At 49.0% G+C, this 22,743-nt stretch carries 21 protein-coding genes; 8 read left to right on the top strand and 13 right to left on the bottom strand.

Going from position 1 to position 22,743, the window contains the following annotated elements:
• Positions 1–6: 6 nt before the first annotated feature.
• From hisF to B5G10_RS00615, 5 genes are all read right to left on the bottom strand, one after another.
• On the bottom strand, positions 7–762 hold the full coding sequence (gene hisF / locus B5G10_RS00635; protein WP_087422839.1) for an imidazole glycerol phosphate synthase subunit HisF: 756 nt from the start codon (positions 760–762) through the stop codon (positions 7–9).
• 5 nt (positions 763–767) lie between these two features.
• Positions 768–1,496, bottom strand: coding sequence for a 1-(5-phosphoribosyl)-5-[(5-phosphoribosylamino)methylideneamino]imidazole-4-carboxamide isomerase (gene hisA / locus B5G10_RS00630; protein WP_087422838.1), 729 nt, complete (start codon positions 1,494–1,496; stop codon positions 768–770).
• A complete protein-coding gene (hisH, locus tag B5G10_RS00625; RefSeq protein WP_087422837.1) occupies positions 1,493–2,083 on the bottom strand; it encodes an imidazole glycerol phosphate synthase subunit HisH in 591 nt (196 codons plus the stop codon). Before hisH ends, hisA begins: the two co-directional genes overlap by 4 nt.
• A 136-nt stretch (positions 2,084–2,219) precedes the next feature.
• The gene (locus tag B5G10_RS00620; RefSeq protein WP_087422836.1) at positions 2,220–3,557 is read right to left on the bottom strand and encodes an MBL fold metallo-hydrolase; all 1,338 of its coding nucleotides are present in this window, start codon (positions 3,555–3,557) and stop codon (positions 2,220–2,222) included.
• On the bottom strand, positions 3,548–4,558 hold the full coding sequence (locus B5G10_RS00615; protein ID WP_087422835.1) for a hypothetical protein: 1,011 nt from the start codon (positions 4,556–4,558) through the stop codon (positions 3,548–3,550). The genes B5G10_RS00620 and B5G10_RS00615 overlap by 10 nt, the downstream gene beginning before the upstream one ends.
• Positions 4,559–4,792: 234 nt before the next feature.
• On the opposite strand from B5G10_RS00615, the gene B5G10_RS00610 reads away from it, so the two are divergent.
• Positions 4,793–5,683: a type II CAAX endopeptidase family protein gene (locus tag B5G10_RS00610; protein WP_087422834.1), complete on the top strand. Its 891-nt coding sequence runs from the start codon at positions 4,793–4,795 to the stop codon at positions 5,681–5,683.
• On the opposite strand, the gene lptB is transcribed toward B5G10_RS00610, so the two are convergent.
• Positions 5,655–6,392 carry an LPS export ABC transporter ATP-binding protein gene (gene lptB / locus B5G10_RS00605; protein ID WP_087407755.1) on the bottom strand — a complete coding sequence of 246 codons (738 nt, stop codon included), beginning with the start codon at positions 6,390–6,392 and terminating at the stop codon, positions 5,655–5,657. The genes B5G10_RS00610 and lptB overlap by 29 nt on opposite strands.
• Before the next feature lie 361 nt (positions 6,393–6,753).
• Between lptB and B5G10_RS00600 the strand changes: the two genes are divergently transcribed.
• Positions 6,754–7,494: an ABC transporter permease gene (locus B5G10_RS00600; protein ID WP_087422945.1), complete on the top strand. Its 741-nt coding sequence runs from the start codon at positions 6,754–6,756 to the stop codon at positions 7,492–7,494.
• On the top strand, positions 7,494–8,285 hold the full coding sequence (locus B5G10_RS00595) for an ATP-binding cassette domain-containing protein (protein WP_087422833.1): 792 nt from the start codon (positions 7,494–7,496) through the stop codon (positions 8,283–8,285). The genes B5G10_RS00600 and B5G10_RS00595 overlap by 1 nt, the downstream gene beginning before the upstream one ends.
• Positions 8,286–8,405: 120 nt before the next feature.
• Here B5G10_RS00595 and B5G10_RS00590 read toward each other — a convergent pair whose 3' ends face one another.
• Together B5G10_RS00590 and B5G10_RS00585 are read right to left on the bottom strand one after the other, a co-directional pair.
• Positions 8,406–9,467: a hypothetical protein gene (locus B5G10_RS00590; RefSeq protein WP_087422832.1), complete on the bottom strand. Its 1,062-nt coding sequence runs from the start codon at positions 9,465–9,467 to the stop codon at positions 8,406–8,408.
• Positions 9,468–9,584: 117 nt separating this feature from the next.
• Positions 9,585–10,424, bottom strand: a complete 840-nt coding sequence (locus B5G10_RS00585; protein WP_087422831.1) for a S1-like domain-containing RNA-binding protein — start codon at positions 10,422–10,424, stop codon at positions 9,585–9,587.
• A 222-nt stretch (positions 10,425–10,646) separates the two neighbouring features.
• Here B5G10_RS00585 and B5G10_RS00580 point away from each other — a divergent pair, with 222 nt between their 5' ends.
• From B5G10_RS00580 to B5G10_RS00570, 3 genes are read left to right on the top strand one after another with little or no spacing between them, the layout of a single operon-like run.
• On the top strand, positions 10,647–11,489 hold the full coding sequence (locus tag B5G10_RS00580) for a DUF3298 and DUF4163 domain-containing protein (protein WP_087422830.1): 843 nt from the start codon (positions 10,647–10,649) through the stop codon (positions 11,487–11,489).
• Positions 11,490–11,495: 6 nt separating this feature from the next.
• Complete coding sequence (gene rsmG / locus B5G10_RS00575) at positions 11,496–12,125, top strand: 16S rRNA (guanine(527)-N(7))-methyltransferase RsmG (RefSeq protein WP_087422829.1); 630 nt, start codon at positions 11,496–11,498, stop codon at positions 12,123–12,125.
• Positions 12,126–12,130: 5 nt separating this feature from the next.
• Positions 12,131–12,769: an MBL fold metallo-hydrolase gene (locus B5G10_RS00570; protein ID WP_087422828.1), complete on the top strand. Its 639-nt coding sequence runs from the start codon at positions 12,131–12,133 to the stop codon at positions 12,767–12,769.
• Here B5G10_RS00570 and B5G10_RS00565 read toward each other — a convergent pair.
• The 3 genes from B5G10_RS00565 to B5G10_RS00555 form a co-directional block, all read right to left on the bottom strand.
• Positions 12,764–14,182, bottom strand: a complete 1,419-nt coding sequence (locus B5G10_RS00565; protein WP_087422827.1) for a tetratricopeptide repeat protein — start codon at positions 14,180–14,182, stop codon at positions 12,764–12,766. The two genes, B5G10_RS00570 and B5G10_RS00565, sit on opposite strands and share 6 nt — an antisense overlap.
• Before the next feature lie 79 nt (positions 14,183–14,261).
• Positions 14,262–15,968: a glutamine--tRNA ligase/YqeY domain fusion protein gene (locus B5G10_RS00560; RefSeq protein WP_087422826.1), complete on the bottom strand. Its 1,707-nt coding sequence runs from the start codon at positions 15,966–15,968 to the stop codon at positions 14,262–14,264.
• 109 nt (positions 15,969–16,077) lie between these two features.
• Positions 16,078–16,446 carry a hypothetical protein gene (locus B5G10_RS00555; protein WP_087422825.1) on the bottom strand — a complete coding sequence of 123 codons (369 nt, stop codon included), beginning with the start codon at positions 16,444–16,446 and terminating at the stop codon, positions 16,078–16,080.
• A gap of 119 nt (positions 16,447–16,565) precedes the next feature.
• Here B5G10_RS00555 and B5G10_RS00550 point away from each other — a divergent pair, with 119 nt between their 5' ends.
• Positions 16,566–19,046: an endonuclease MutS2 gene (locus B5G10_RS00550; RefSeq protein ID WP_087422824.1), complete on the top strand. Its 2,481-nt coding sequence runs from the start codon at positions 16,566–16,568 to the stop codon at positions 19,044–19,046.
• 18 nt (positions 19,047–19,064) lie between these two features.
• Here B5G10_RS00550 and B5G10_RS00545 read toward each other — a convergent pair whose 3' ends face one another.
• The gene (locus tag B5G10_RS00545) at positions 19,065–19,733 is read right to left on the bottom strand and encodes a DUF2461 domain-containing protein (protein ID WP_087422944.1); all 669 of its coding nucleotides are present in this window, start codon (positions 19,731–19,733) and stop codon (positions 19,065–19,067) included.
• Between the two features lie 209 nt (positions 19,734–19,942).
• Between B5G10_RS00545 and B5G10_RS00540 the strand changes: the two genes are divergently transcribed.
• Positions 19,943–21,901, top strand: a complete 1,959-nt coding sequence (locus B5G10_RS00540) for an oligopeptide transporter, OPT family (protein ID WP_087422823.1) — start codon at positions 19,943–19,945, stop codon at positions 21,899–21,901.
• A 79-nt stretch (positions 21,902–21,980) separates the two neighbouring features.
• Here the strand turns inward: B5G10_RS00540 and B5G10_RS00535 are convergent, their stop codons facing one another.
• On the bottom strand, positions 21,981–22,739 hold the full coding sequence (locus B5G10_RS00535; protein ID WP_087422943.1) for an MBL fold metallo-hydrolase: 759 nt from the start codon (positions 22,737–22,739) through the stop codon (positions 21,981–21,983).
• Between the last annotated feature and the right edge of the window lie 4 nt (positions 22,740–22,743).

Raw genomic sequence — 22,743 nt, 5'->3', positions numbered from 1 at the left:
ATATCTTCAAATTCTTATGGGAATACCCTCTCCCGATAAATATTGTTTCAACTCCGGGACGGTAATCTCCCCGAAATGGAATACCCCGGCTGCCAATGCGGCATCGGCCTCGCCAACCGAGAAGACCTCCTTGAAGTGCTCCATCGTTCCGGCTCCCCCCGATGCAATTATCGGGATTGGTAACCGTCGATGCAATTCACGCAGGGTGTCACAAGCATACCCCCCGTGGGTCCCGTCGTGGGCAATACTGGTAAACAGGATCTCGCCGGCCCCTCGGTCGGCAGCTTCGGCCGCCCATTCAAAAAGCGTACGGCGAGTCGGTATCCGCCCTCCGTTCAGGTAACAAATCCATTTTCCGTCCTCAAAGTTAGCATCTATTGCGATAACACATATCTGCGAACCGAAATTTTTTGCGACCTCTTCGATAATTTGTGGATTTTTCAAGGCCGAGGAGTTGAGCGAAACCTTGTCGGCTCCGGCATTCAGCAGCCTGTCCACATCGGCCAGCGAGTGGATTCCGCCTCCCACTGTAAAGGGTATATCGATACGGGCTGCAATGCGTTTCACCAAGTCGGTAAAGGTATGACGCCCCTCGTGCGAGGCCGTAATATCGAGATAGACCAACTCGTCGGCTCCCTGCCTACTGTAATATTCGCCCAGTTCAACCGGGTCGCCAGCCTCTCTGAAGTTCACAAAACGGGTTCCCTTCACGGTCATTCCCTCTTTCACATCGAGGCAAGGTATAATTCGTTTTGCCAGCATAATTTTCAATTATTGATGATGAAACGGGCAATCTCGTCGAGCGAGATTCGCCCCTCGTAAATAGCTCTTCCCAAGATAACGGCAGGAACACCCAACGACTGCAACGCCTCGATATCGCTCCACGAGCCCACGCCGCCACTGGCAATCAAATAAATGCCGGGCAACTCGGCCAGCATCTTGCGATACAACTCCACGGAGCATCCTTGCAACATGCCATCGCGGGCAATGTCGGTCGTAATCACCTGCTCAATGCCCGTCTGCATGTAATCACGCACAAAAGGTATCAGCTCGATATCCGAATCGTCGAGCCAGCCACCGGTCGAGATCTTTTCGTCCCGCACATCGGCTCCCAAGATAATGCGCTCCTTGCCATACCGTTCTATCCATCCTACAAACCGGTCACGGTCGCGCACGGCAATACTGCCACCCGTCACCAGGTGGGCTCCACTCTCGAAGGCGACATGCAGGTCTTCGTCGCTTTTCACACCACCCCCGAAGTCGATGATCAGTCTCGTGTGACCGGCAATCTGTTCGAGCGTCTTGTAGTTGACCACATGACTGGCCTTGGCGCCGTCCAAATCGACCAAATGCAGGCGAGTCAAACCGTTATCTTCAAAGACCTTGGCTACCTCAAGCGGATTGGCACTATAGACTTGCTGTCGGGTATAATCACCCTGCGACAACCGCACACAGCGCCCTTCGATAATATCTATGGCCGGGATAAGTTGAATCATAGGGCAAGAAAGTTTTCGAGAATATGCACGCCCACCGTTCCACTCTTCTCGACATGGAACTGAGTCGCATAAAAATTATTCTTGTTCATGGCTGCACAAAACGGATTTATGTAGTCACATACCGCCACGCAATCGGCCGAAACCGGAGCATAGTAGCTATGCACAAAATAGACATAACTACCCTCGTCAATGCCACTGAAAAGAGGCCCTTGCAGGTTGCGCAATGTGTTCCATCCCATGTGAGGGACTTTCAATCCTCTCTCTTGCGGGACAAACCGTCGCACCGGGGTATCGAATACACCCAGGCAATCGACATTACCCTCCTCGGAATGTGAGCAAAGCAACTGCATCCCTATGCAGATAGCCAGCACCGGCTGGGTAAGATTGACAATCACCCGGTCGAGTCCATGTTCGCGCAGATATGCCATGGCCGACGAAGCCTCTCCCACTCCGGGAAACAGCACCTTGTCGGCACGCGAGAGCACCTCGGGCGAATCGCTCACTACCGGGTCGATACCCAACCGCCGCAGAGCACATACAACCGAATAAATATTCCCTGCATTGTATTTTACAATGGCGACCTCCATAAAACTATTATTTTGTCATGTTTAAGTGTGCAAATATAGACATTTATTTAAGCTTTCAAAGCAACGTGTTGACAAAATAGTAGATTCATGCAATTTTATTTACTTTTTGTTATATAGGTTTATCCCCATTCTGTACCTATATTGTGATTTGATTCAACCCTTGATGTTCCAACATGATCTTGGCCTTCAACTCATCCGAAATATCCAGCGTAGAGAGTGAGGCGTCAGACTCCTTGTGTATGCCGATTATGCCCTCTGTAGGATTTAGCAGCGTCAATATTTCAGCTATTGTAGCTGGATCGGCATGTCCACTGGTATGGATATCATACACATACTCAAACATTTTTCGAAACTCCTGGAATTTCGGATTAAGTCGCATTTGTGCTGGAATTTTATAATATCCTTGCCACATGGAGTAAATCAAAGCACAGTCTTTCGGGTTATAGTAAGACAGCGTTTTTCTGACTTTTTGCAACTGCCCGATGCTGACACATTGTACAAAGCCCTTATTGGAAACCCATTTTTCAAAAATCCTTATCTTTTCGGATTCAGTATCGAGAATCCCATCACTGAACGGATAGTATTTCACATCTTTACAAAACTTATCGGGCATTGCCTTCATATACCCCTTTATACTGTGAAGCATCATGCTTGAACATACCGTAAGTGGTTTGCCGCACTCCTGAGTCGCCAGAGCCACCGACGATAGGCGGTCAATGTTGAGAGAGGAGGTCAACACAAACACATATTTGTGTTTTTTCATCACCTTTACCATCTGCCGACGAACATCGTCTTCTGTTTTTATCGTCTGACTGCGCTTGAGTAGAGTACCTTCTGTAATCACAACATCCACTTGGCCAACCCTTTTGATTTGCTCTTTGAAGTCCACCCCCAATCCCTTGCGCTTGAAATCACCCGTATGGAGCACACGTTTGCCATTCGCTTCTACCAACAGCATGATTGAGCCATGTGCCGAGTGGGGTACCTCATACGCCTTCACGGTAATGTCGCCTATCCTCTCGGCATTTGAAGTCCACGGTTGTATCATACCCGTCGTATGTGCAGGCTCTTCACGATAGAGCTTGACTACTTTGACCTGTTTTAGAATAGATAGCTGTATCTTACACAAGTGGTGCAAATCTTTGTTCTCATAGGCATTAAGAGTTGAAAGCAAACTGTATTTCAATTGACAATGTCCCCTGGTACCTTCGCTCATATATTGAGGTACATTACCGGGGACATATGCTATCATGCCGATATGGTCGGTATGAGCATGGGTGTAGAACACTGCTTCGTTGACCTTGACATTATCTGTAAACAGCCGATGGACAAATTCTTTTTTGTCGGTATCCAACATATCCTCTTCACTGGGCAAATTATCTCCCATATCAATGAAGATACGCGATGTTTTGGTAGCAATTTCTGTGATGCAGCCGCCAATTTGGGCCAAACCACGATGGATGGTTATTTGCATGGTGACTCTATATTTTCTTTAAGAGATCCCAAGATGGATTGTATTTCGCCTGTGCTATCTGCTTCGAAATAGACCGAATGGAGATGCAATGATACATCGATGCCCGGCAAAACCACAACCTCCTCATACCTTTCGGTCGTATTGTATGTGTTACTCGGAGGCATAACTGTCACCACATCTATATCCATGTGATCCGGTATATCGCGACTGAAGCCAAACAGTTTCCACCAACTTGCATTATTCGCTTCTTGCGTTTTAATTAGTTTGCCAATAAAAGTTGCATAAGCGATTGCTTGCTGAGTAACAGCCTTTTCCGGTTCAGAAGCCTTATTCTCGTCTTTGAGTTCACACACGCACAGACGAATATCGGACGAAGAATGTCTTACACGAGCCAAAATATCTATGCCACCGCCTCTACTCCCCGTGTATTCAGGTGCAAATTGATGTTTGCTTGCGCTAAACGGAGTAGGCATCTGGAAGAAACATCCTGACAACTTGACTGGTTGTATGTGGCATAAAAGTTTTTTTTGCTTTCGCAAAGTTTTACTCAACTCTTGCAACATATGGCTTTCTATATTGTGTTCCGGGCTTTTTGTCTTTTCATCACCGCGCAACAAATCGACGAAATGTTTCCTGAATGTTGTGGCTTCTGCACTGTGCCAATCAACTTTTACGGCTTCTTTTTCCCAAGAGAAATAATATTCCCCGCTTTTTCTCATCCTTTGGGGCTTGGTGGTTAGCAAGACTTTATTGCCATCGACATATATGGTCCCGACGCTCTGCCCTTTATATCGAAGATCATATTCATGCCCTCCTGTTGCTTTTGATACATTTGTATAAACACTCAAAGGCCTCTTAACGTGGAACTTCCGGCGGTTTTGCCTATAACTGCTTGATTCTCGATTCAGTTTGTCGGCATAACCGGCGAATCGCGCTATCCACTCTTTATTGTCTTCGAGTAGATGAAGGCAGTAGTTTGCTATTTCTTGATTTGTCATCATGCCATAGTATTAATAGATTTACTCAGTCCCATAGTCTTTCAAAAGGTTTAATACCATACCAACTATCTATACATTGCTCTGCCAGGACTTCATCATTTGTACCCAAAGCCTGGGGTTGCATACTATACAAAGAAACAGAAAATAATCTTACCGGGCAATCAAAACGACGCTTTTCTCTGGGCGACCTGCTGTTTTTATACTATCTTTACCCCCTGAAATGAAAAAAGAAATATTATGAAACTTACCGAATATATTCGTCAATCGTCGGTGGGTGTGAAGCTCATCGTATTGCTGATACTCATCTTGTGTGGTGTGTTTGTCATTGCCATACCCATGCTTTTCGTGCAAGGTGAATATGCCCTGCTGATAGGCATGTATCTGCAAAATATAGGCATGTTCATCTTGCCAGCCTGGTTTGCGGCCATGCTCTTTTGGGGCGATGCGAGTCGGGGGCTTCATCTGAACAAGGTGCCTCGACTGGTCGAGTTGTTGTGCATTGTGCTGCTCTATTTTGTGGCTACCCCCATGTTCAACCGGTTGGTAGAATGGAACGAGTCGATTTCTCTACCCGCAGCTTTTAGCGGTATCGAGGCGTGGATGCGTCAGCAGGAGGAAGCTGCTGCGGTTGTGACCGAGCAGTTGATGCAAATTAAATCGCTACCTCATTTCCTGGCAATCATTGTGGGGATAGGTGTTCTCACCGGCATGGGCGAAGAGATGGTATTCAGGGGTATTCTCCAGCAAGTCGTGCAGGGTAAAAGCCGTCGTGCTCACTGGGCTGTATGGATCAGTGCTTTCCTGTTCAGTGCCATACACCTGCAGTTCTACGGATTCTTCCCCCGACTGCTGCTGGGTGCTTTCTTCGGCTATCTGTTGGTATGGAGCCGCAACCTGTGGTTGCCCATCTTCGGGCATATGTTCAACAACAGCATGGTAGCCTGCATCTCCTATTTTACGGGCAATGCCTCGGACAATGCGATGGAGGCACTGGGCACGGCGCAATCTTCGACCGGATGGCTGGCCTGGGTAAGCCTTGTGGCTACGGCCCTCCTGCTCTATCTGTTCTATAAAAAAGTATTTTTGGCCTCCCGTGGGATTAAAGAAACTTCTTCCGGTGGAAGATAAAGTTGCGGCCCAGGTATTTCTCACGCACAATAGGATTTTCGGCCAGTTCTTCTGAAGTGCCTTGAAAAAGGATTTTTCCCTCGAACAACAGGTAGGCACGGTCGGTAATACTCAATGTCTCGGGTGCGTTATGGTCGGTAATGAGGATACCGATATTCTTCTCTTTCAATTTATAGACAATCGATTGAATATCTTCCACGGCAATGGGATCGACCCCGGCAAAAGGTTCGTCGAGCATGATGAACTTGGGGCTGATAGCGAGACAGCGGGCAATCTCGGTGCGTCGCCGCTCGCCACCCGACAGTTGATCGCCCAGATTCTTGCGCACCTTCTGCAACCTGAATTCGGCAATGAGACTCTCCAGTTTCTCACGCTGATACTCCTTGGTCGTGGGAGTCATCTCGAGCACGCAACGAATGTTGTCCTCGACCGACAGCTTGCGGAATACCGATGCCTCTTGTGCCAAATAACCGATACCAATTTGTGCCCGCTTGTACACGGGATAGTCGGTAATGTCGAGATCGTTGAGATAAATATGTCCCTGATTGGGCGTAATCAAACCCGTAGTCATGTAGAAGGTCGTTGTTTTTCCGGCTCCGTTGGGGCCCAGCAATCCTACAATTTCGCCCTGTGTCACATCGATCGACACATGGTTGACCACCGTGCGCTGGCGATACTTCTTCACCAGATCTTCGGTGCGTAGCACCATATTGTTGCCCGTAGCCTCGGGATTGACCGGTTGCACATCGGCAAGAGCTTGGGCTTTCGTTTCGGCAGCATCGGCCCGATGTTTGAAAAGTTTGGAGAACATATTTTATCTATTTGCGTTTTTTACTCAACCAGAGAGAAGAAGCTGTGCAGCTATATGACTCGACAGCTTTGCCCTACCCTCATGCGGTCTGGCATTTCGATTCTCTCAATTGAGAAGCAAAGATAGTGAAATAGAGAAATTCATGCGCCACTTTTGCGAAATAAAATGGTTCCGTTTTAATTCGGTGAGAAAGAATTGCCGTACATCAATCTTTTTCACTACTTTTGTTCCTTGATATTCCAAAGTAACGGATATGATTATAGTCGATTCTTTAAGAAAATTTGGAGATTATGTCCTGCTCATGAAGCGGGTATTCACCCGCCCCGACCGCTGGCGGGAATTTTTCAAACGATATATTGCCGAGATCTATAAACTGGGCATCGACTCTATTCCCATCGTGATTACCATCTCGGTCTTCATTGGTGCGGTTATCGCCATACAGATGCAGAAAAACGTGGTGTCGCCTCTTATCCCGGCCTATGCCGTGGGACTGGCCACTCGCGATGTAATTCTGCTGGAGTTCTCTTCGTCGATTTTGTGTCTCATTCTGGCCGGTAAAGTCGGTTCGAATATTGCTTCAGAAATAGGCACCATGCGGGTAACCGAGCAGATCGATGCCCTCGAAATCATGGGCGTCAATTCGGCCAATCTGCTTATTCTTCCCAAGATTGTCGCCATGGTTTCGTTCATTCCCGTGCTGGTTGTCTTCAGCATGGCAAGCGGTATTGTGGGAGGTTATCTCATAGCCCAATTTACCGACATTATTTCGGTCTCGAAATATATCTACGGTCTGCAAAGTTTCTTCGTCGAGTATTACATTTGGCAAGCCATATTCAAGGCCCTGTTCTTTGCCTTCGTGATCAGCAGTGTGGCTTCGTATTATGGATATCGCGTCAAAGGCGGAGCCTTGCAGGTGGGACAAGCCAGTACCGACTCGGTTGTGGTCAGCAGCGTGATTGTATTGCTCCTCGATGTAGTGCTCACACAAATCTTGTTCTGATGATAACGGTAAGCAACGTATATAAGCTATTCGACGGAAAAGAGATTCTACACGATGTTTCCGCCAAGTTCTACTCGGGTAAAACCAATCTGATTATTGGACAAAGCGGCTCGGGTAAAACAGTATTGATGAAATGTCTCGTGGGCTTGTTGCGTCCCGACCAGGGAAAGATATTCTACGACGGTCGTGACGTTATGGCCATGACATCGGCCCAAACCAAAGTGCTGCGAACCGAAATAGGAATGTTGTTCCAGGGATCGGCCCTGTTCGACTCGGAAACGGTCTTGGGAAATGTGATGTTCCCTCTTCGCATGTTCACCCGAGACAATTATGCCACTTGTAAAAAACGTGCTGAGTTTTGTCTCGAGCGTGTGAATCTGAAGGGGGTGAACGACCTCTATCCTTCGGAGATTAGTGGTGGTATGCAGAAACGGGTTGCCATTGCAAGAGCTATTGCCCTGAATCCCAAATATCTGTTCTGCGACGAGCCCAACTCGGGACTCGATCCTAAAACCTCGATTCTTATCGACGAACTATTGAGCGATATTACCCACGAGTATAACATGACGACCATTATCAATACACACGACATGAACTCGGTTATCGGTATCGGCGAGAATATCGTCTTCATCAACAAGGGTCATCGGGAATGGGTAGGCAACAAAAACAAGATATTCACCTCGTCAAATGAAGCGCTGAACGACTTCGTTTTCGCTACGCGTCTTTTCAAAGAGGTCAAAGGATATATGATCGAGGAGTACCGCAAACAAGAGGCCGCCTCCGAAGAGTAACCGACCTCTTCCTCCGACACAGACATAGCATTGACCAAAATAAAGAAGAGAGATTGCTACTCCCCCTGGAATGGGGTTGTTGCAATCTCTCTTTCGGTTGGATAAGGGGATACCGAATGTTTAGAAATTCCACTGACAGGCAATCATGCGCAAGTTGCTGTCGCCTATTGTGCGCAAATCGATTATCTGGTTATAGCGGCAATTGATATAAACCAGATTGGGACAGAACGACACATCGAGCGTATTTAACTGATTGTTGTTGCAGATGAGCCGTTGCAGCATGGTGCGGTTGCTCAAGTCGAGATTGGTGAGATCGTTATAGGAGCAATCGACAAAATACAGGTTATTGCTACCCTCGAGATTCAAAGTGGTGAGATCGTTGTAGGAGCAGACCAGATCGGACAGGGCCGTGCAATTGAGCACCCCCAGTGTAGTCATGTTGTTATCGCTGCATACAAAAGAGGTGAGCGAAGGGAGTTTCGAAATGACCATATTGGATATCTCGTTGTCATCGATATTCAGGTTCGACAGACTCACGGTACCGAAAAGGTTCAGGCTGGTGAGTTTGTTGTAGCCGCAATAAAGATTCTTGAGGTTTTCGCAGCTATCGACCATCAACGACTCGAGGTGACACCCTTGTACATTCAGGCTCTGCAACTGTTGGGCTCCGTTTACGTTGAGTTCGACAAACAGATTGTTCGAGCAATTCAGATTCTTCAATCCCGGCAACCCCGAGAGAGACAAATCGGTGAGCCGGTTTTTGTAGCAGTCGAGTTTAATGAGTGCCGGACAGTTGTCTATATTCAAGGCCGACAATTTGTTGCGACTCACATTCAATGTATTGAGGGCGGTACATCCCGACACCTCGATTGCCGTGAGCTGATTGCGCGAGCAATCGACCTTCTGCAAGGCCGTGAATCCGGCCAGGTCAAGCTCACCGGCCAGTTCCTTCTCCGACCACTCAATCGAGATGACGCGCCCGTCGCTCCAGGTCACCCCTTTCCATGTAGCCGGGTTATTGATATTGGTAATGCCCAGGCGCACATAATTGGCATCGCCTTTGGCCGAGGTCTGCTGCAGGAAATTTTGCAGTTGTTTCACCTCCTTTTGGTTGCTTTTTTGAGCGAATAGCAGTCCCGCGCTTCCCAGCACGACGACCAACATAATGAAAACTCTTTTCATAACTGTTTTTGTTGTTTAGTACCTGTTAAAAGTCGTAGGGTCTCCCCAAAGGAAACTTTACAACTCTTAAACAACAGTTGTAGAAAAAAGTTCTTTTAACTTGCCAAAAGATAACGGCTAAGCTTTACGAATCTCCTCGTCGCCAATGACGATGCGGCGAGCCTTGTACAACGCCCCTATCGCCTTTTTGAAACTTTTTTTGCTGCACTGGAAGTAACGGGCAATCTCATCGGACGGCGATTTGTCGCAGAGGGGCAAACGGCCTCCGGCTTCATCCAGCTTTTGAAGAATGAGATCGCTCAACGGGTCGATACGTTTTTCATATCCCGTTGGTTGCAACGATACATCTATCCGCTCGTCGTCGCGCACCTGCTTGATGTAGGCCTGCAAGCGCTCGCCGATGGCCACTGGCTGGAATATCTCGTTGTGGTAAATGATGCCCCAATGCAAATCGTTGATAATAACCTTGTATCCGAGTTGGGTCTCTTGCACGATTAATATCTCGACCGGTTGGTTGGGGGTATATTCGGGAGGTACATTATCGAGAAACTTGTCGAGCTTGGCCGAAGCAACGATGCGCCCGGTAGCAAAATCGAGATAGACATAGACCACATAGTACCGGCCAGGTTGCATCTCGCCATTCTGCTCGCGAAACGGCACCAGCAAATCCTTGGCCTCTATGCCCCAATCGAGAAAAGCCCCTACCCGGTTCACCGACTTGACCTGCAGGCGGGCAAACTGCCCCACCTGTACATAGGGCTGTTGTGTGGTGGCAATCAAACGGTCTTCAGAGTCGTGATACACAAAGACCGACAATTCATCACCCTCGGTACAGGGCTGTGCCGGTAGGAATTTACGAGGCAGCAAAATTTCACCTTTCTCGCCCCCGTCGAGATAAACGCCAAAATCGACCGTCTTCACGATCTTGAGTTTATTGAATTTTCCGATTTGTAACATATTGACTGTGTTTACAAAGCCCTTTTCGCATGGGACTCTTTGCCACAAAGGTACGCAATTCTTTCGACTCTGCCTGCTGGTGATATATGAAAAACGTGACATACGCTTCTCCAAAAGCCATCTGTCTGTCTTGCAAACATTCATGCCAGGAGCTTCGCTTTTTTTCTCTCTTTCCCTTGCCAGGCCCGATAAAAGGCGTATTTTTGTAAAAAACTTACGTCTATGAAAAAGGTATCGTTACTGGGTATAATCGCTCTATTATGTTGTTTATACTCCTGCAATTCCAAAAACAGCCAATCGAACGAGACGATTGTCGATACGGTTGCCATAAAAGAAGTGGTTATCAAAGAGGCTTATCATCTCTCGGGCGACACTGCCCAACCGGCTTGTAAAGTATCCATAACCATGGATATCCCCGTAAAATACAAACAGGACAGCGATGGTGTGCGATTGCAAAAGATGCTCACTCCTTTGATCTTTGGCGATGAATATGCCAGTGACTCTCTATTTGAAAGCTCAGCTAAAAAAGCGGTAGCTTCGCACATAGGTGCCTACAAGGAGCTTGAGCCCGAGTTTGAGAAAGAGTTGAGTAATGATGGCGATTCCTACTCATGTGACTGGGATTTTGAATATAACATCACGGCCATTTATAACCATAACGACATTATCAGCTACGACCTCTCTACTTCGGAATATACGGGTGGAGCCCACGGCATGTACTCCGATCTGTTTTATACGATAGACCTGTCGAACTGGCACCGAATCGTTCTCGAGGATATCTTCAAACCCGAGTCGATGGATCAGGTAAATCAGGTGTTGCTGAATCAGTTGCTCAAGAGTCTCGACCTGGCCGCGCCCGACTCGTTGCTGGAGTTGGGATTCTTCGACACCGAAAATATCGAAGCTAACGAGAACTTCTATTTCACCGACGATGCACTCTGCTGGGTATTCAATCCCTACGAGATTGCCTGCTATGCCACCGGCCAGGTGCATATAAAAGTCCCCTTCAAGGAGATAGAGATGTTCCTGTTACCCGAGAGCCCCGTAAGACGACTCATTAAATAAAACCACATGCAATATATCAAAACCTATTTCCCGAATCTTACCCCCACCCAAGAGAGCCAGTTTGAGGCTTTGGGCGAATTATATACCGACTGGAACTCCAAAATAAATGTCATCTCCCGCAAGGATATCGACAACCTATATCTCCACCACATACTTCACTCGCTGGGTATTGCCAAGGCGATTGAATTCACCGACGGCACAACCATTCTCGATGTAGGTACCGGCGGCGGATTTCCGGGGATTCCACTGGCTATTCTCTTTCCCGAGTGCCGGTTCCACCTGATCGATCGCGTGGGCAAGAAAATCAAGGTGGCCCAAAGCGTGGCCGAAGCCATAAACCTCGAGAATGTCACCTTCCAGCACGGGAGTGTCGAGGAGAATAAAAACGAGTATGATTTTGTGGTGAGTCGGGCAGTCATGCCCCTGCCCGATTTATTGAAACTGGTGAGAAAAAATATTCGAAAAGAGCAACACAATGCACTGCCCAACGGTTTGCTCTGTCTCAAAGGTGGCGACCTGCAAAGCGAAATAGCTCCGGTCAAAAAGACCTCGATTGTCTTTAACCTGAGCGATTACTTCAAAGAGGAGTACTTCGAGACGAAGAAGGTAATCTATGTACAGATTGTCAAACGATAGGCATCATGAAGATAACCCGTTTTTATTTCAATATGCTCCCGGTAAACTGCTATGTGTTATGGAACGATAACAGCCGGGAGTGTGCCATTGTCGATGCCGGGTGCTACTACACCAAGGAGGAGGAAACTCTGGCCCGTTTCATTAGCGACAACCAACTGACGGTGAAATACCTGCTGGCCACCCATCTGCACTTCGACCACTGCTTTGGCAATGCGTTTGTGGCTCAAAAATACGGAGTCTCGCTCTGTGCCTCACAGGCCGACGAGTTTCTGCTACAACTCATGCCACAACAATGCCAGGCGTTTGGTATTCCTTTCAAGGGAAAGATTGAACCCATAGGGCAATACATCGACCATGGCGACACCTTTGTCCTTGGACAAGAAGAGATTCGAGCTATTGCCGTACCGGGACACTCGCCGGGCAGTTTGGCTTTCTATGTACCCGAATCGGGATTTGTACTCACAGGCGATGCCCTCTTTCAGTTGAGTATCGGGCGCACCGATTTCCCCGGCGGGAACCATCGTCAGTTGATTGAGTCGATCCACAAAAATCTTTTGACTTTGCCCTCCGAAACGGTAGTTTATCCCGGGCATGGACCCGAGACCGAGATAGGCATTGAACGTACCGAGAATCCCTTCCTATGAAAGGGATTCTTTGTTTTCATCGGGTTTGATACTCCCCAACAGAAAATCCTTGAGCGACTGAATGGCCTTCTGCACATTTTTCCACTGTTGCTGTTCCTCCTGAGGCAGTTCTCCGAAATCGAACGTATGGGCCATCTTGTCGATGAGTTCTATTTGATGCTCGGCTTCGGTCTCATTCCCGTTCCGGGCATAGGCAAGCACCAGGTTAAAGCGAGTTTGTAAATCATACATATCCTCCTGGAGTACCTTTTCAAATGCCTGTATGGCCTCTTCGTAGTATCCCATGTGCAGGCAAGCTACGCCCTTCAACCGCAACGTCTCCCGGTCATCGCTATTCAGTGCCAGCGATCGGGACAAATGACGATAGGCTTTCTCGTAGTCGCCCACCTGTAAAAAGATTTCGCCCAGGAAAGAGTGGGCTTCGTCATCTCGTTCGTCGAGACTTATCGTATCCTGTAAATAGACAATAGCCTCGCGTATTTTCCCCAGGTCGTAGTAACAGGTCGCCAACTGGTAGCAGATGTTCGAATTTCCCGGATCGGCCTCGAGAGCTTTGTGAAAGAAGGTGAGCGCATGATTGTAATCCTCCAGTTTGATATAGCACTCGCCTATCAATTCATAGGCGACCGACTTCTCCTGGGTCATCTCGGCATACTCCTTAAACATCTCTATGGCCTTGTCATACTGCCCCGAGTCATAATAGCAATATCCTTTGAACGAGAGAACCGCCTCGTCGTCCTGTTTCACAGCCAGCGCAAAATCGCAAGCCTCTATGGCCTTGTCGTAATGCTTTAGAAGAGCCTCGACCTTGGCCAATGAGAACCAATCGGTTACCGAATAAGGATCCTTGTCGATCAATTTGTTGTATATCACGATGGCTCGGTCATATTCCGATCGATCCTCGCAGATGGCAGCCATCTCGCGCAACAACTCCCTGCTGTCGCGCAACACGGTCTCGGCCTTCTGAACGAACTCTACCAGCCCGTCGAAACAGTCGTAGTCGGCATAAATGTCGATGGCTTCGAAACAGATATCCTCACGCAGGTCGTCACTGTCGAGCAGAGACAGCATCAGTTCATGTGCCCGTTTCACATGTCCGTCGAGAAATTGCAATTCGGCCCTGATGAGCGTAGCATCGGGGCTGTAATCGACCAGATCCGACATGATCTCCTTGGCTTCGCTGGCCCGGTCGAGATAGAGCAGATACCGAGCTTGCTTGAGACGCAGGTCCACATCGTCGGGATGCATCTTCAAGCCAAACTCAATCGCATGCAAAGCCTTAGGCAGCTGACCTTTGGATTCATAATAATCGGCAATCTCGTCAATTTCGTCGGAGTCGAAATAGCAGCTACCCTTCCCCGCGAGCATCTGTTCATACCGTTCTATGAGTTCGTTGGATCTCTTGGCAGACATTCTTTTCAGGATTCAGATAAAAACTGCCGGACTCTCTGCACAGCAGGGAATCCGACAGCATATAAAACAGATTGATATCTTATTTCGATTTCAGTTTTTCCCAACTGTCCTTCAACGACACGGTTCGGTTGAATACCAAGTGCCCGTCGGTCGAATCGGGATCGACACAGAAGTAACCCGTGCGTTGGAACTGGAACCGGTCACCCGGTTTGGCATTCTCGGCCAGATAGGGCTCGATGCGGCAGTTGTCGATAACCTTCAGTGAATCGGGATTGAGCAACTCTCTGAAATCCACATCTTTCTCTTCCGAAGGATTCTCGACGTTGAAGAGTCGATCGTAGAGTCGCACTTCGGCTGTCGTGCTATGCTCGGCCGATACCCAGTGCAACGTACCTTTTACCTTGCGCATGCTGCCCGGCATACCGCTGCGGGTCTCGGGATCGTATTCGCAATAGATCTCCTCGATGTTGCCATCGGCATCCTTCTTTACTCCCGTACATTTGATAATGTAGGCAGCCTTGAGGCGTACCTCCTGGTCGGGAGCCAAGCGGAAGAATTTTTTCGGCGGGTTCTCCATGAAGTCGTCGCGCTCGATATACAATTCACGCGAGAAAGGTATCTGGTGAGTTCCGGCTGCGGGGTCCTCGGGATTGTTCTCGATGTCGAGATACTCTACTTTCCCTTCGGGATAGTTGGTGATAATCAGTTTCACCGGATTGAGTACGGCCGAAACACGTGTGGCAGTCTTGTTCAAATCCTCGCGAATGCTGTGCTCGAGCAACGAGACGCTGATGATGCCATCGTATTTGGTATATCCGATTTTCTGAATAAAGTTCTTGATCGACTCGGGGGTATATCCACGACGACGCAAACCACAAAGGGTCGGCATACGGGGATCGTCCCAACCGGCTACCAGACCTTCTTTTACCAGTTGCAGCAATTTGCGCTTGCTCATGACCGTATAGGTGAGGTTCAAACGGTTGAATTCAATTTGTCGCGGGCAGTAGCTGTCGTCGGCCAACTCCTTCACGAAATACTCGTACAAGGGGCGGTGTACCTCAAACTCCAGCGTACAGATCGAGTGTGTCACACCCTCGAAATAGTCCGACTGTCCATGAGCGAAGTCATACATGGGATAGACATTCCATTTCGTACCCGTACGGTGGTGCGGGTGCTTGATGATGCGGTACATGATGGGGTCTCTGAAGTGCATGTTGGGCGAAGCCATATCGATTTTGGCCCGCAGAACAAAGCGACCCTCTTCAAATTCGCCCTTGTTCATGCGCTCAAACAGATCGAGATTCTCCTCCACGCTACGGTTGCGGTATGGGCTCTCGATACCCGGTTGTGTGGGTGTACCTTTTTGGCGGGCTATCTCTTCCGACGATTGCTCATCGACATAGGCTTTCCCCTCCTTGATCATGCGCACGGCCAAATCCCACAATTTGGGGAAATAGTCCGATGCATAATACAAGCGGTCGCCCCAGTCGAAGCCCAGCCAGTGGATATCCTCTTTGATGGAATCGACATACTCCACATCCTCCTTGACGGGATTGGTATCGTCGAAACGCAAGTTACACGTACCTCCGAATTTCTCGGCAATACCGAAGTCGATGCAAATGGCTTTGGCATGACCTATATGTAAATAGCCGTTAGGTTCGGGCGGGAAACGGGTACTCAATCGGCCTCCATTTTTCCCTGCCTTCAAATCAGCTTCTACTATCTGTTCTATGAAATTAAGACTCTTTTTGTCTTCTGCCTCGTTATGGGTTTCAATCTGTGTCATAAATGCGCTTATTTATAGGGCGCAAATATAACAATAAATATCCAAAAACAGTTTTATTGAGCAAAAAATAGCTGTTCATTCGCAACAGTTTGCAAAAGCCAGTCTCGAATTAAATCCAATTCATCTCGCTATAATAGTGCATGAGGTTCTCGATTGCACTTTGCAAGTCGGCATGCAGCTGGTGTGTCATGCGGTGAATGGATATCCGTCCATGAGGATTCATCTTGGAGAGAAGCAAACTCGAAAAGATTCTCTTTTTAGCCTCTTCGCCCAGTTTGTTGTTAAATCCTACCGTCACACCATCCTCATGCTTAGCCACATAGCCCAGCAGCTCTTCCGATGTTTGCGACTCGCCCGCCTGCTTCTTGATGGCCCACACTTCGTAGTGATAGTCATCATTGATAGTAGCCACATAAGGCGGAACGGTCGATTGGAACATTCGCCTTATATCTTTGTAGATTGTGCTTATAGCTTCCATACTTTTTTATTATTTACATACATAAGCTATTACATCCGAGCCCCGTGTTTTGTTCAGTCACATATGATTTATCCTCACTCTTTTTATTACATTTGCAGTGATTTTTTAAACCATAAAGAGTGATATATCCGCAGAATTTCGAGCAAAAGATAGGTTTCGACCAAATAAGGTCGCTCATCAAAGAGAAGTGCCTCGGTACACTGGGCACGGACTATACCGATAGGATGGCGTTTTCTACCGACTACGATTCTATCCGCAAGCAATTGAACTGCACCTGGGAGTTTGTGCATATTATCGAGCAGGCCGATGATTTCCCGTCCGATTTCTTCTTCGACGTGCGGCCATCGTTGAAACGGGTGCGCATCGAAGGTACCTTTTTGGAAGAAGGCGAACTCTTTGACCTGCGCCGCTCACTCGAAACCATACAGGGTATTATCCGTTTTCTGCGTCCCGGCGAAGAGGAAGAGATACGTTATCCCTATCTCTATGAACTCTCCAAGGAAGTAGAGGCTTTCCCCCAGCTGATCAAGCGTATCGATGTCATTCTCGACAAGTTCGGCCATGTCAAAGACAGTGCGTCGCCCGAGTTGGCCCATATACGCAGCAGCATTGCCTCGACCCTGTCGAGCATATCGCGCAACTTGAACAACATTTTGCGGGCAGCCCAGAGCGAAGGTTTTGTCGATAAGGAAGTAAGCCCCACCATGCGCGATGGCCGTCTGGTTATACCGGTAGCACCATCGTACAAACGTAAAATCAAAGGTATCGTGCACGACGAGTCGGCCAGCGGGAAAACCGTCTTCATCGAACCGGCCGAGGTGGTCGAGGCCAACAACCGGGTGCGTGAACTCGAGAGCGAAGAGCGTCGGGAAGTTGTGCGCATACTCACCGCTTTTACCGACGAACTGCGCCCCTATATCGAGGCAATAGTCTATTCCTACGAGTTCCTGGCCGAAATCGACTTCATTCGGGCCAAGGCTCTCTTTGCCTTGGAGACCGGTGGCGTATTGCCCCACTTCGAAAACCGGCGGCAAATCGAGTGCTTCCACGCCGTCCATCCCCTACTCTTTCTATCGTTGAAACGCCAGGGGAAAACCGTCGTTCCGCTCGACCTGACCCTCGACGAGAAGAACCGCATCCTGCTCATCTCGGGACCGAATGCCGGTGGCAAATCGGTATGTCTCAAGACGGCAGGACTCCTGCAATACATGTTGCAGTGCGGACTGCTGGTGCCCATGTATGACAATTCCCACACCGGCATATTCAAAGACATATTCATCGATATCGGCGACGAGCAGTCCATTGAGGACGACCTGAGCACCTACAGTTCGCACCTCACCCACATGAAGTTCTTCGTACGCAATGCCAACGAGAACAGCCTCCTGCTTATCGACGAGTTTGGCGGGGGTACCGAACCTCAAATAGGCGGTGCCATTGCCGAGGCTCTGCTCGACCGGTTCAACCAGAAACGGGCCTATGGAGTCATCACTACCCACTACCAGAACCTGAAACACTTTGCCGAGGATACCGACGGCATTGTAAACGGAGCCATGCTCTACGACCGGCATCTGATGCAGCCGCTCTTCAAACTATCCATCGGTAACCCGGGCAGTTCGTTTGCCATCGAGATTGCCCGCAAGATAGGTCTGCCCGAGGATGTGATTGCCTCGGCCTCCGAAAAGGTGGGCTCGGCCTACATCGACATGGACAAATACCTGCAAGACATCGTTCGTGACAAGCGCTATTGGGAGAGTAAGCGCCAGAACATACGCCAGCGCGAGAAAAAGCTCGAGGAGCTTACCGCCCGCTACGAGGCCGACTTGACCGCTTTGGAGAAACAACGCAAGGAGCTGCTGAAGCAGGCTAAAGGCGATGCGGCCCAGATTCTGGCCGATGCCAATGCCCGCATCGAGAATACAATTCGAGAAATCAAAGAGGCACAAGCCGAGAAGGAGAAGACGCGTGCCGCCCGACAGAAGTTCGAGCAATTCAAGGCTGGACTCAACGAAGAGAGCGACGCCGACGATAACGACCCGGTGAGTCGCAAACTCAAGCAGATAGCCGAGCGCAAGAAACGCAAACAGCAACGCAAGAAAGCCGAAGAGAGCCAGCCGCAGCCGGTGGCTGCATCGCCGCTTGCTCCGGGCGATGCCGTGCGGTTGAAGGGTCAGAACTCGGTAGGCGAGGTCCTCGAGATTGCCGGCAACAACGTAACGGTAGCTTTCGGGATGCTCAAATCGACCCTCAAGGCCGATCGGCTGGAGAAGGTCAGCAAAAGTCAAATCAAGAAAGAAAATCTCAAAGCCACATTCCTCGGGGTGCAGACTACCGAGGATATGCGCGAAAAGCAACTCAACTTCAAGCAAGAGATCGATGTGCGGGGCATGCGGGCCGACGAAGCCTTGCAGGCTGTCACCTATTTTATAGACGACGCCATACAGGTGGGCTGTACCCGGGTACGTATTCTGCATGGCACCGGCACGGGTGTGCTGCGGCAGGTTATCAGGCAATACCTCAAGACCGTGCCGGGGGTTGCCCACTTCCAGGACGAACACGTGCAGTTGGGCGGAGCCGGCATCACAGTGGTCGAGTTGAACTAAGTGACAGCCGGCAAACGACTACAAGTCATATACTTCATCGATGGTATAGTTGAAGAAATCGTTGAAGGGTTTCATGATTTGAAATTCATGAGCGGCCTTTTCAATCCAGTCGGGGGCGTCGAAAAAACTATCGTCCTTGTGGCTTACCACCACATAATCCTTCCGCTTGAGCCACTCGGCCTGTTCGCAATCGCGAGGGAACGGACGAGGTACGATTTTGAGGGTTTCGCTTGTCCAGAATTGATATAACGACTTGAACTGTCGTTTCCCGACAATCTCCTGTAGCTCGTCGTAATTGTCATAAATAGCCTGACGCAGAGCCTTCAACAACTTGGGCTCGGGACACCATGCCCCACCGCTGAGCATAGAACCACCGGGTTCGAGATGGAAATAATAACCGGCCCGCAAACTCTTACGGCCACCTTTGGCAATATAGGCCGACATGTAGGTCTTATAGGGTGTCTTGTCGGGCGAGAAACGAATATCACGATAGATGCGATACAGGCACGACTTGGCATCAAGGCCGGCAATCTCGTCGTCGAACTGCGAAATTCGATTGATAAGTTGCTTCACCTTTTCGATAAAAATCGGGCGCAATCGGTCATACTCTTCTTTATGTGCCTGAAACCACTCTCTATTATTATTCTCTCTCAACTGAGACAAAAAAGTCAGAATCTCTTTCATAATCGGTATCATTATATCGGGTTAAACCGAGTAATCATTTTTCTCTTTTACGCCACAAATATAGATTTTTTTGTTCGTTTCGTCCCTCAAAATCTTGTTTTATGCTCACCTTTGACAAAAAACAAGAGCGATAATGCCTGCTATGTTTCCAATTTTTACTAACTTGCCACGATTTTTTAAGAAGCAATACACAAAAACAGAATAAAAATAAGATGGAAACAAACGAAAAACAACCTGTCGATTTGCCCGAAAACGCGTTTCGGGAATTGAAACCAGGCGAAGAATACCATCCCATTCTTTCGCCCAACAAGGTCTATCCCGAGGCAAATGCCTGGTCGGTTTCCTGGGGTATCATCATGGCCGTCATCTTCTCGGCGGCGGCTGCCTACCTGGGACTACGCGTGGGCCAAGTTTTCGAGGCTGCCATACCTATTGCCATCATCGCCGTAGGTCTGTCGGGAGCCGCCAAACGCAAGAATGCGCTGGGCGAGAATGTGATTATCCAATCAATCGGAGCCAGTTCGGGGGTCATTGTAGCAGGCGCAATCTTTACGCTGCCGGCTCTTTATATCTTGCAAGCCAAGTATCCCGAGCTCACGGTCAACTTTATGGAGGTATTCCTCAGCTCACTGCTGGGTGGTATCCTGGGCATCCTGTTCCTCATACCCTTCCGTAAATACTTCGTCTCCGACATGCACGGCAAATACCCCTTCCCCGAAGCTACCGCTACGGCACAGGTACTCGTGTCGGGCGAGAAAGGCGGAAGCCAGGCCAAACCGCTTATCCTGGCCGGCCTGGTAGGTGGTCTCTACGACTTCATCCTCTCGACCTTCGGTTGGTGGAGCAGTGTCCTTACCACCCGAGTATTGCCCTGGGGTACCGAGTTGGCCAACAATGCCAAGATGGTTTTCAAGGTTAATACTGGAGCTGCCGTTTTGGGTCTCGGTTACATCGTAGGTCTGAAATATAGTCTCATTATCTGTTCGGGTTCTCTCTTTGTGTGGTTCATCATCAACCCGATATTGGGTAGTGTTCCCCTTAGTGAGCTGGCCATTAGTTCTCCTGAAGACATGTTCACCAATTATGGACGCTACATCGGTATCGGAGGCATTGCCATGGCGGGCGTTATCGGTATCATCCGTTCGTGGGGTATCATCAAAGGGGCTCTGGGATTGGCTACCAAAGAGTTCTCGAGCAAAAAAGGAAACGACGAAAGCAAAACTCCCCGTACTCAGCGCGACCTTTCGATGAAATTTATCATCATCGCTATCGTGTTTGCCTTGATTATCACCTTCCTCTTCTTCTATTTGGGAGTAATCCATAATCTGCTCCAAGCCACGGTTGCTTTTGTGGTAGTAGCCGGCATCGCCTTCCTCTTTACCACCGTAGCAGCCAACGCCATTGCTATCGTAGGTACGAACCCGGTATCGGGTATGACCCTGATGACTTTGATTCTGGCCTCAGTTATTTTGGTTGCCATAGGGCTTAAAGGTACCAGTGGAATGGTAGCCGCACTGATTATTGGCGGTGTGGTTTGTACAGCCCTATCGATGGCCGGTGGCTTCATCACCGACTTGAAAATAGGTTATTGGATCGGTACGACTCCCCGCAAACAGGAGAGTTGGAAATTCCTCGGCACCCTCGTTTCGGCTGCTACCGTAGGTGGCGTAATCCTTCTGCTCAACAAGGCCTATGGCTTCTCGGGCAATAATGCGCTGGTAGCCCCTCAGGCCAATGCCATGGCAGCTGTAATCGAGCCCCTTATGATGGGTCAAGGCGCTCCCTGGATACTGTATGGCGTGGGGGCTATTCTTGCCGTTATACTCACCTGGCTGGGAGTTCCCGCCCTGGCTTTTGCCTTGGGTATGTTCATCCCGCTGGAGTTGAATACCCCGTTGGTTATCGGTGGTCTCATTAGCTGGTATGTAGGTAGCCGTTCGAAAGATGCAGCCCTCAACAAGGCACGTGTCGATAGAGGTACCCTGCTTGCCTCGGGCTTCATTGCTGGTGGTGCCCTCATGGGCGTGGTTAGTGCCGGATTGAGTTTGGCCGACTTCAAATATCAACACCACTTGAGCGAAACGACCATGCAGATTGCTGGATTAATCATGTATCTGCTGCTTATCGCCTTCCTCACCGTGTCGAGTATGAAAGCTAAAAAGACGAACTAAACCGTAATCATAGCATAAACAAGAGCGAGGCCGAAATTTCTATTTCGGCCTCGCTCTTGTTTTATCACATTAAAATCTCTTATCGAACATCGACAGACAGCTCGTCATAGGCAAAATGCACATGCGGCGGCAGCTCCTTCTCTACTTCGGCGGTGAGTCCCATGTGGTGACTCATATGCACCAAGTAGGTCTCGCGCGGCTGTACTCGCTCGACTACCCGCAACGCATCGGCCAAAGTCTGGTGCGAGAGGTGCGGCTGTTTGCGCAGGGCATTAATGACCAGCACATCAACATTGGTCATCTTGGAATACTCTTCTTCGGGTATGGAGAGTGCATCGGTAATATAGACCAACCCACCCATACGATACCCCAGGATGGGTAGTTTGTAATGCATCACTCGTATGGGGATAATCTCAATTCCCTCGATATAGAAGGGGTCGAGCCCTATTTCATGCAGCCCGATATTGGGTACACCCGGATATCGGTGTTCGTCGAAACAGTAGGGCAATCGGTTGCGCAGTGCCTCGGCCACGGGAGGCTCCAGATAGATGGGCAAAGTGCGGTTTTCGCCAAAGGGGCGCAAGTCGTCAATACCCCCGGTGTGGTCGTAGTGGATATGAGTAATAAGCACGGCATCGATGCGTCCCAGACGTGTGCGAAGCATCTGTTCTCTGAAATCGGGGCCACAGTCGATAAGTATATTCTTGCCATTTACCGAGACAATAGCCGAAGTTCTCAATCGGTTGTCCCGTATATCGGTCGATGTACACACCGGGCAGTTGCAACCAATTTGCGGTATCCCGGTCGAAGTACCCGTTCCCAAAAACGTGATTTGCATCATA

It is taken from the genome of Barnesiella sp. An55, from assembly GCF_002161555.1.
Lineage (GTDB): Bacteria > Bacteroidota > Bacteroidia > Bacteroidales > Barnesiellaceae > Barnesiella > Barnesiella merdipullorum.
The sequence above is the reverse complement of the archived record's forward strand: the minus strand, read 5'-3'. Positions and strand labels throughout refer to the sequence as shown.

Excerpts from the sequence above, each read along its gene's own strand:
- B5G10_RS00535 (WP_087422943.1), bottom strand. The coding sequence starts at position 22,739 with ATGCAAATCACGTTTTTGGGAACGGGTACTTCGACCGGGATACCGCAA.
- B5G10_RS00585 (WP_087422831.1), bottom strand. The coding sequence starts at position 10,424 with ATGTTACAAATCGGAAAATTCAATAAACTCAAGATCGTGAAGACGGTC.
- hisH (WP_087422837.1), bottom strand. The coding sequence starts at position 2,083 with ATGGAGGTCGCCATTGTAAAATACAATGCAGGGAATATTTATTCGGTT.
- B5G10_RS00540 (WP_087422823.1), top strand. The coding sequence starts at position 19,943 with ATGGAAACAAACGAAAAACAACCTGTCGATTTGCCCGAAAACGCGTTT.
- B5G10_RS00555 (WP_087422825.1), bottom strand. The coding sequence starts at position 16,446 with ATGGAAGCTATAAGCACAATCTACAAAGATATAAGGCGAATGTTCCAA.
- rsmG (WP_087422829.1), top strand. The coding sequence starts at position 11,496 with ATGCAATATATCAAAACCTATTTCCCGAATCTTACCCCCACCCAAGAG.
- B5G10_RS00610 (WP_087422834.1), top strand. The coding sequence starts at position 4,793 with ATGAAACTTACCGAATATATTCGTCAATCGTCGGTGGGTGTGAAGCTC.
- B5G10_RS00590 (WP_087422832.1), bottom strand. The coding sequence starts at position 9,467 with ATGAAAAGAGTTTTCATTATGTTGGTCGTCGTGCTGGGAAGCGCGGGA.
- B5G10_RS00570 (WP_087422828.1), top strand. The coding sequence starts at position 12,131 with ATGAAGATAACCCGTTTTTATTTCAATATGCTCCCGGTAAACTGCTAT.
- B5G10_RS00595 (WP_087422833.1), top strand. The coding sequence starts at position 7,494 with ATGATAACGGTAAGCAACGTATATAAGCTATTCGACGGAAAAGAGATT.
- B5G10_RS00565 (WP_087422827.1), bottom strand. The coding sequence starts at position 14,182 with ATGTCTGCCAAGAGATCCAACGAACTCATAGAACGGTATGAACAGATG.
- B5G10_RS00560 (WP_087422826.1), bottom strand. The coding sequence starts at position 15,968 with ATGACACAGATTGAAACCCATAACGAGGCAGAAGACAAAAAGAGTCTT.
- B5G10_RS00620 (WP_087422836.1), bottom strand. The coding sequence starts at position 3,557 with ATGCAAATAACCATCCATCGTGGTTTGGCCCAAATTGGCGGCTGCATC.
- B5G10_RS00580 (WP_087422830.1), top strand. The coding sequence starts at position 10,647 with ATGAAAAAGGTATCGTTACTGGGTATAATCGCTCTATTATGTTGTTTA.
- hisF (WP_087422839.1), bottom strand. The coding sequence starts at position 762 with ATGCTGGCAAAACGAATTATACCTTGCCTCGATGTGAAAGAGGGAATG.
- B5G10_RS00615 (WP_087422835.1), bottom strand. The coding sequence starts at position 4,558 with ATGATGACAAATCAAGAAATAGCAAACTACTGCCTTCATCTACTCGAA.
- lptB (WP_087407755.1), bottom strand. The coding sequence starts at position 6,392 with ATGGTGCTACGCACCGAAGATCTGGTGAAGAAGTATCGCCAGCGCACG.
- hisA (WP_087422838.1), bottom strand. The coding sequence starts at position 1,496 with ATGATTCAACTTATCCCGGCCATAGATATTATCGAAGGGCGCTGTGTG.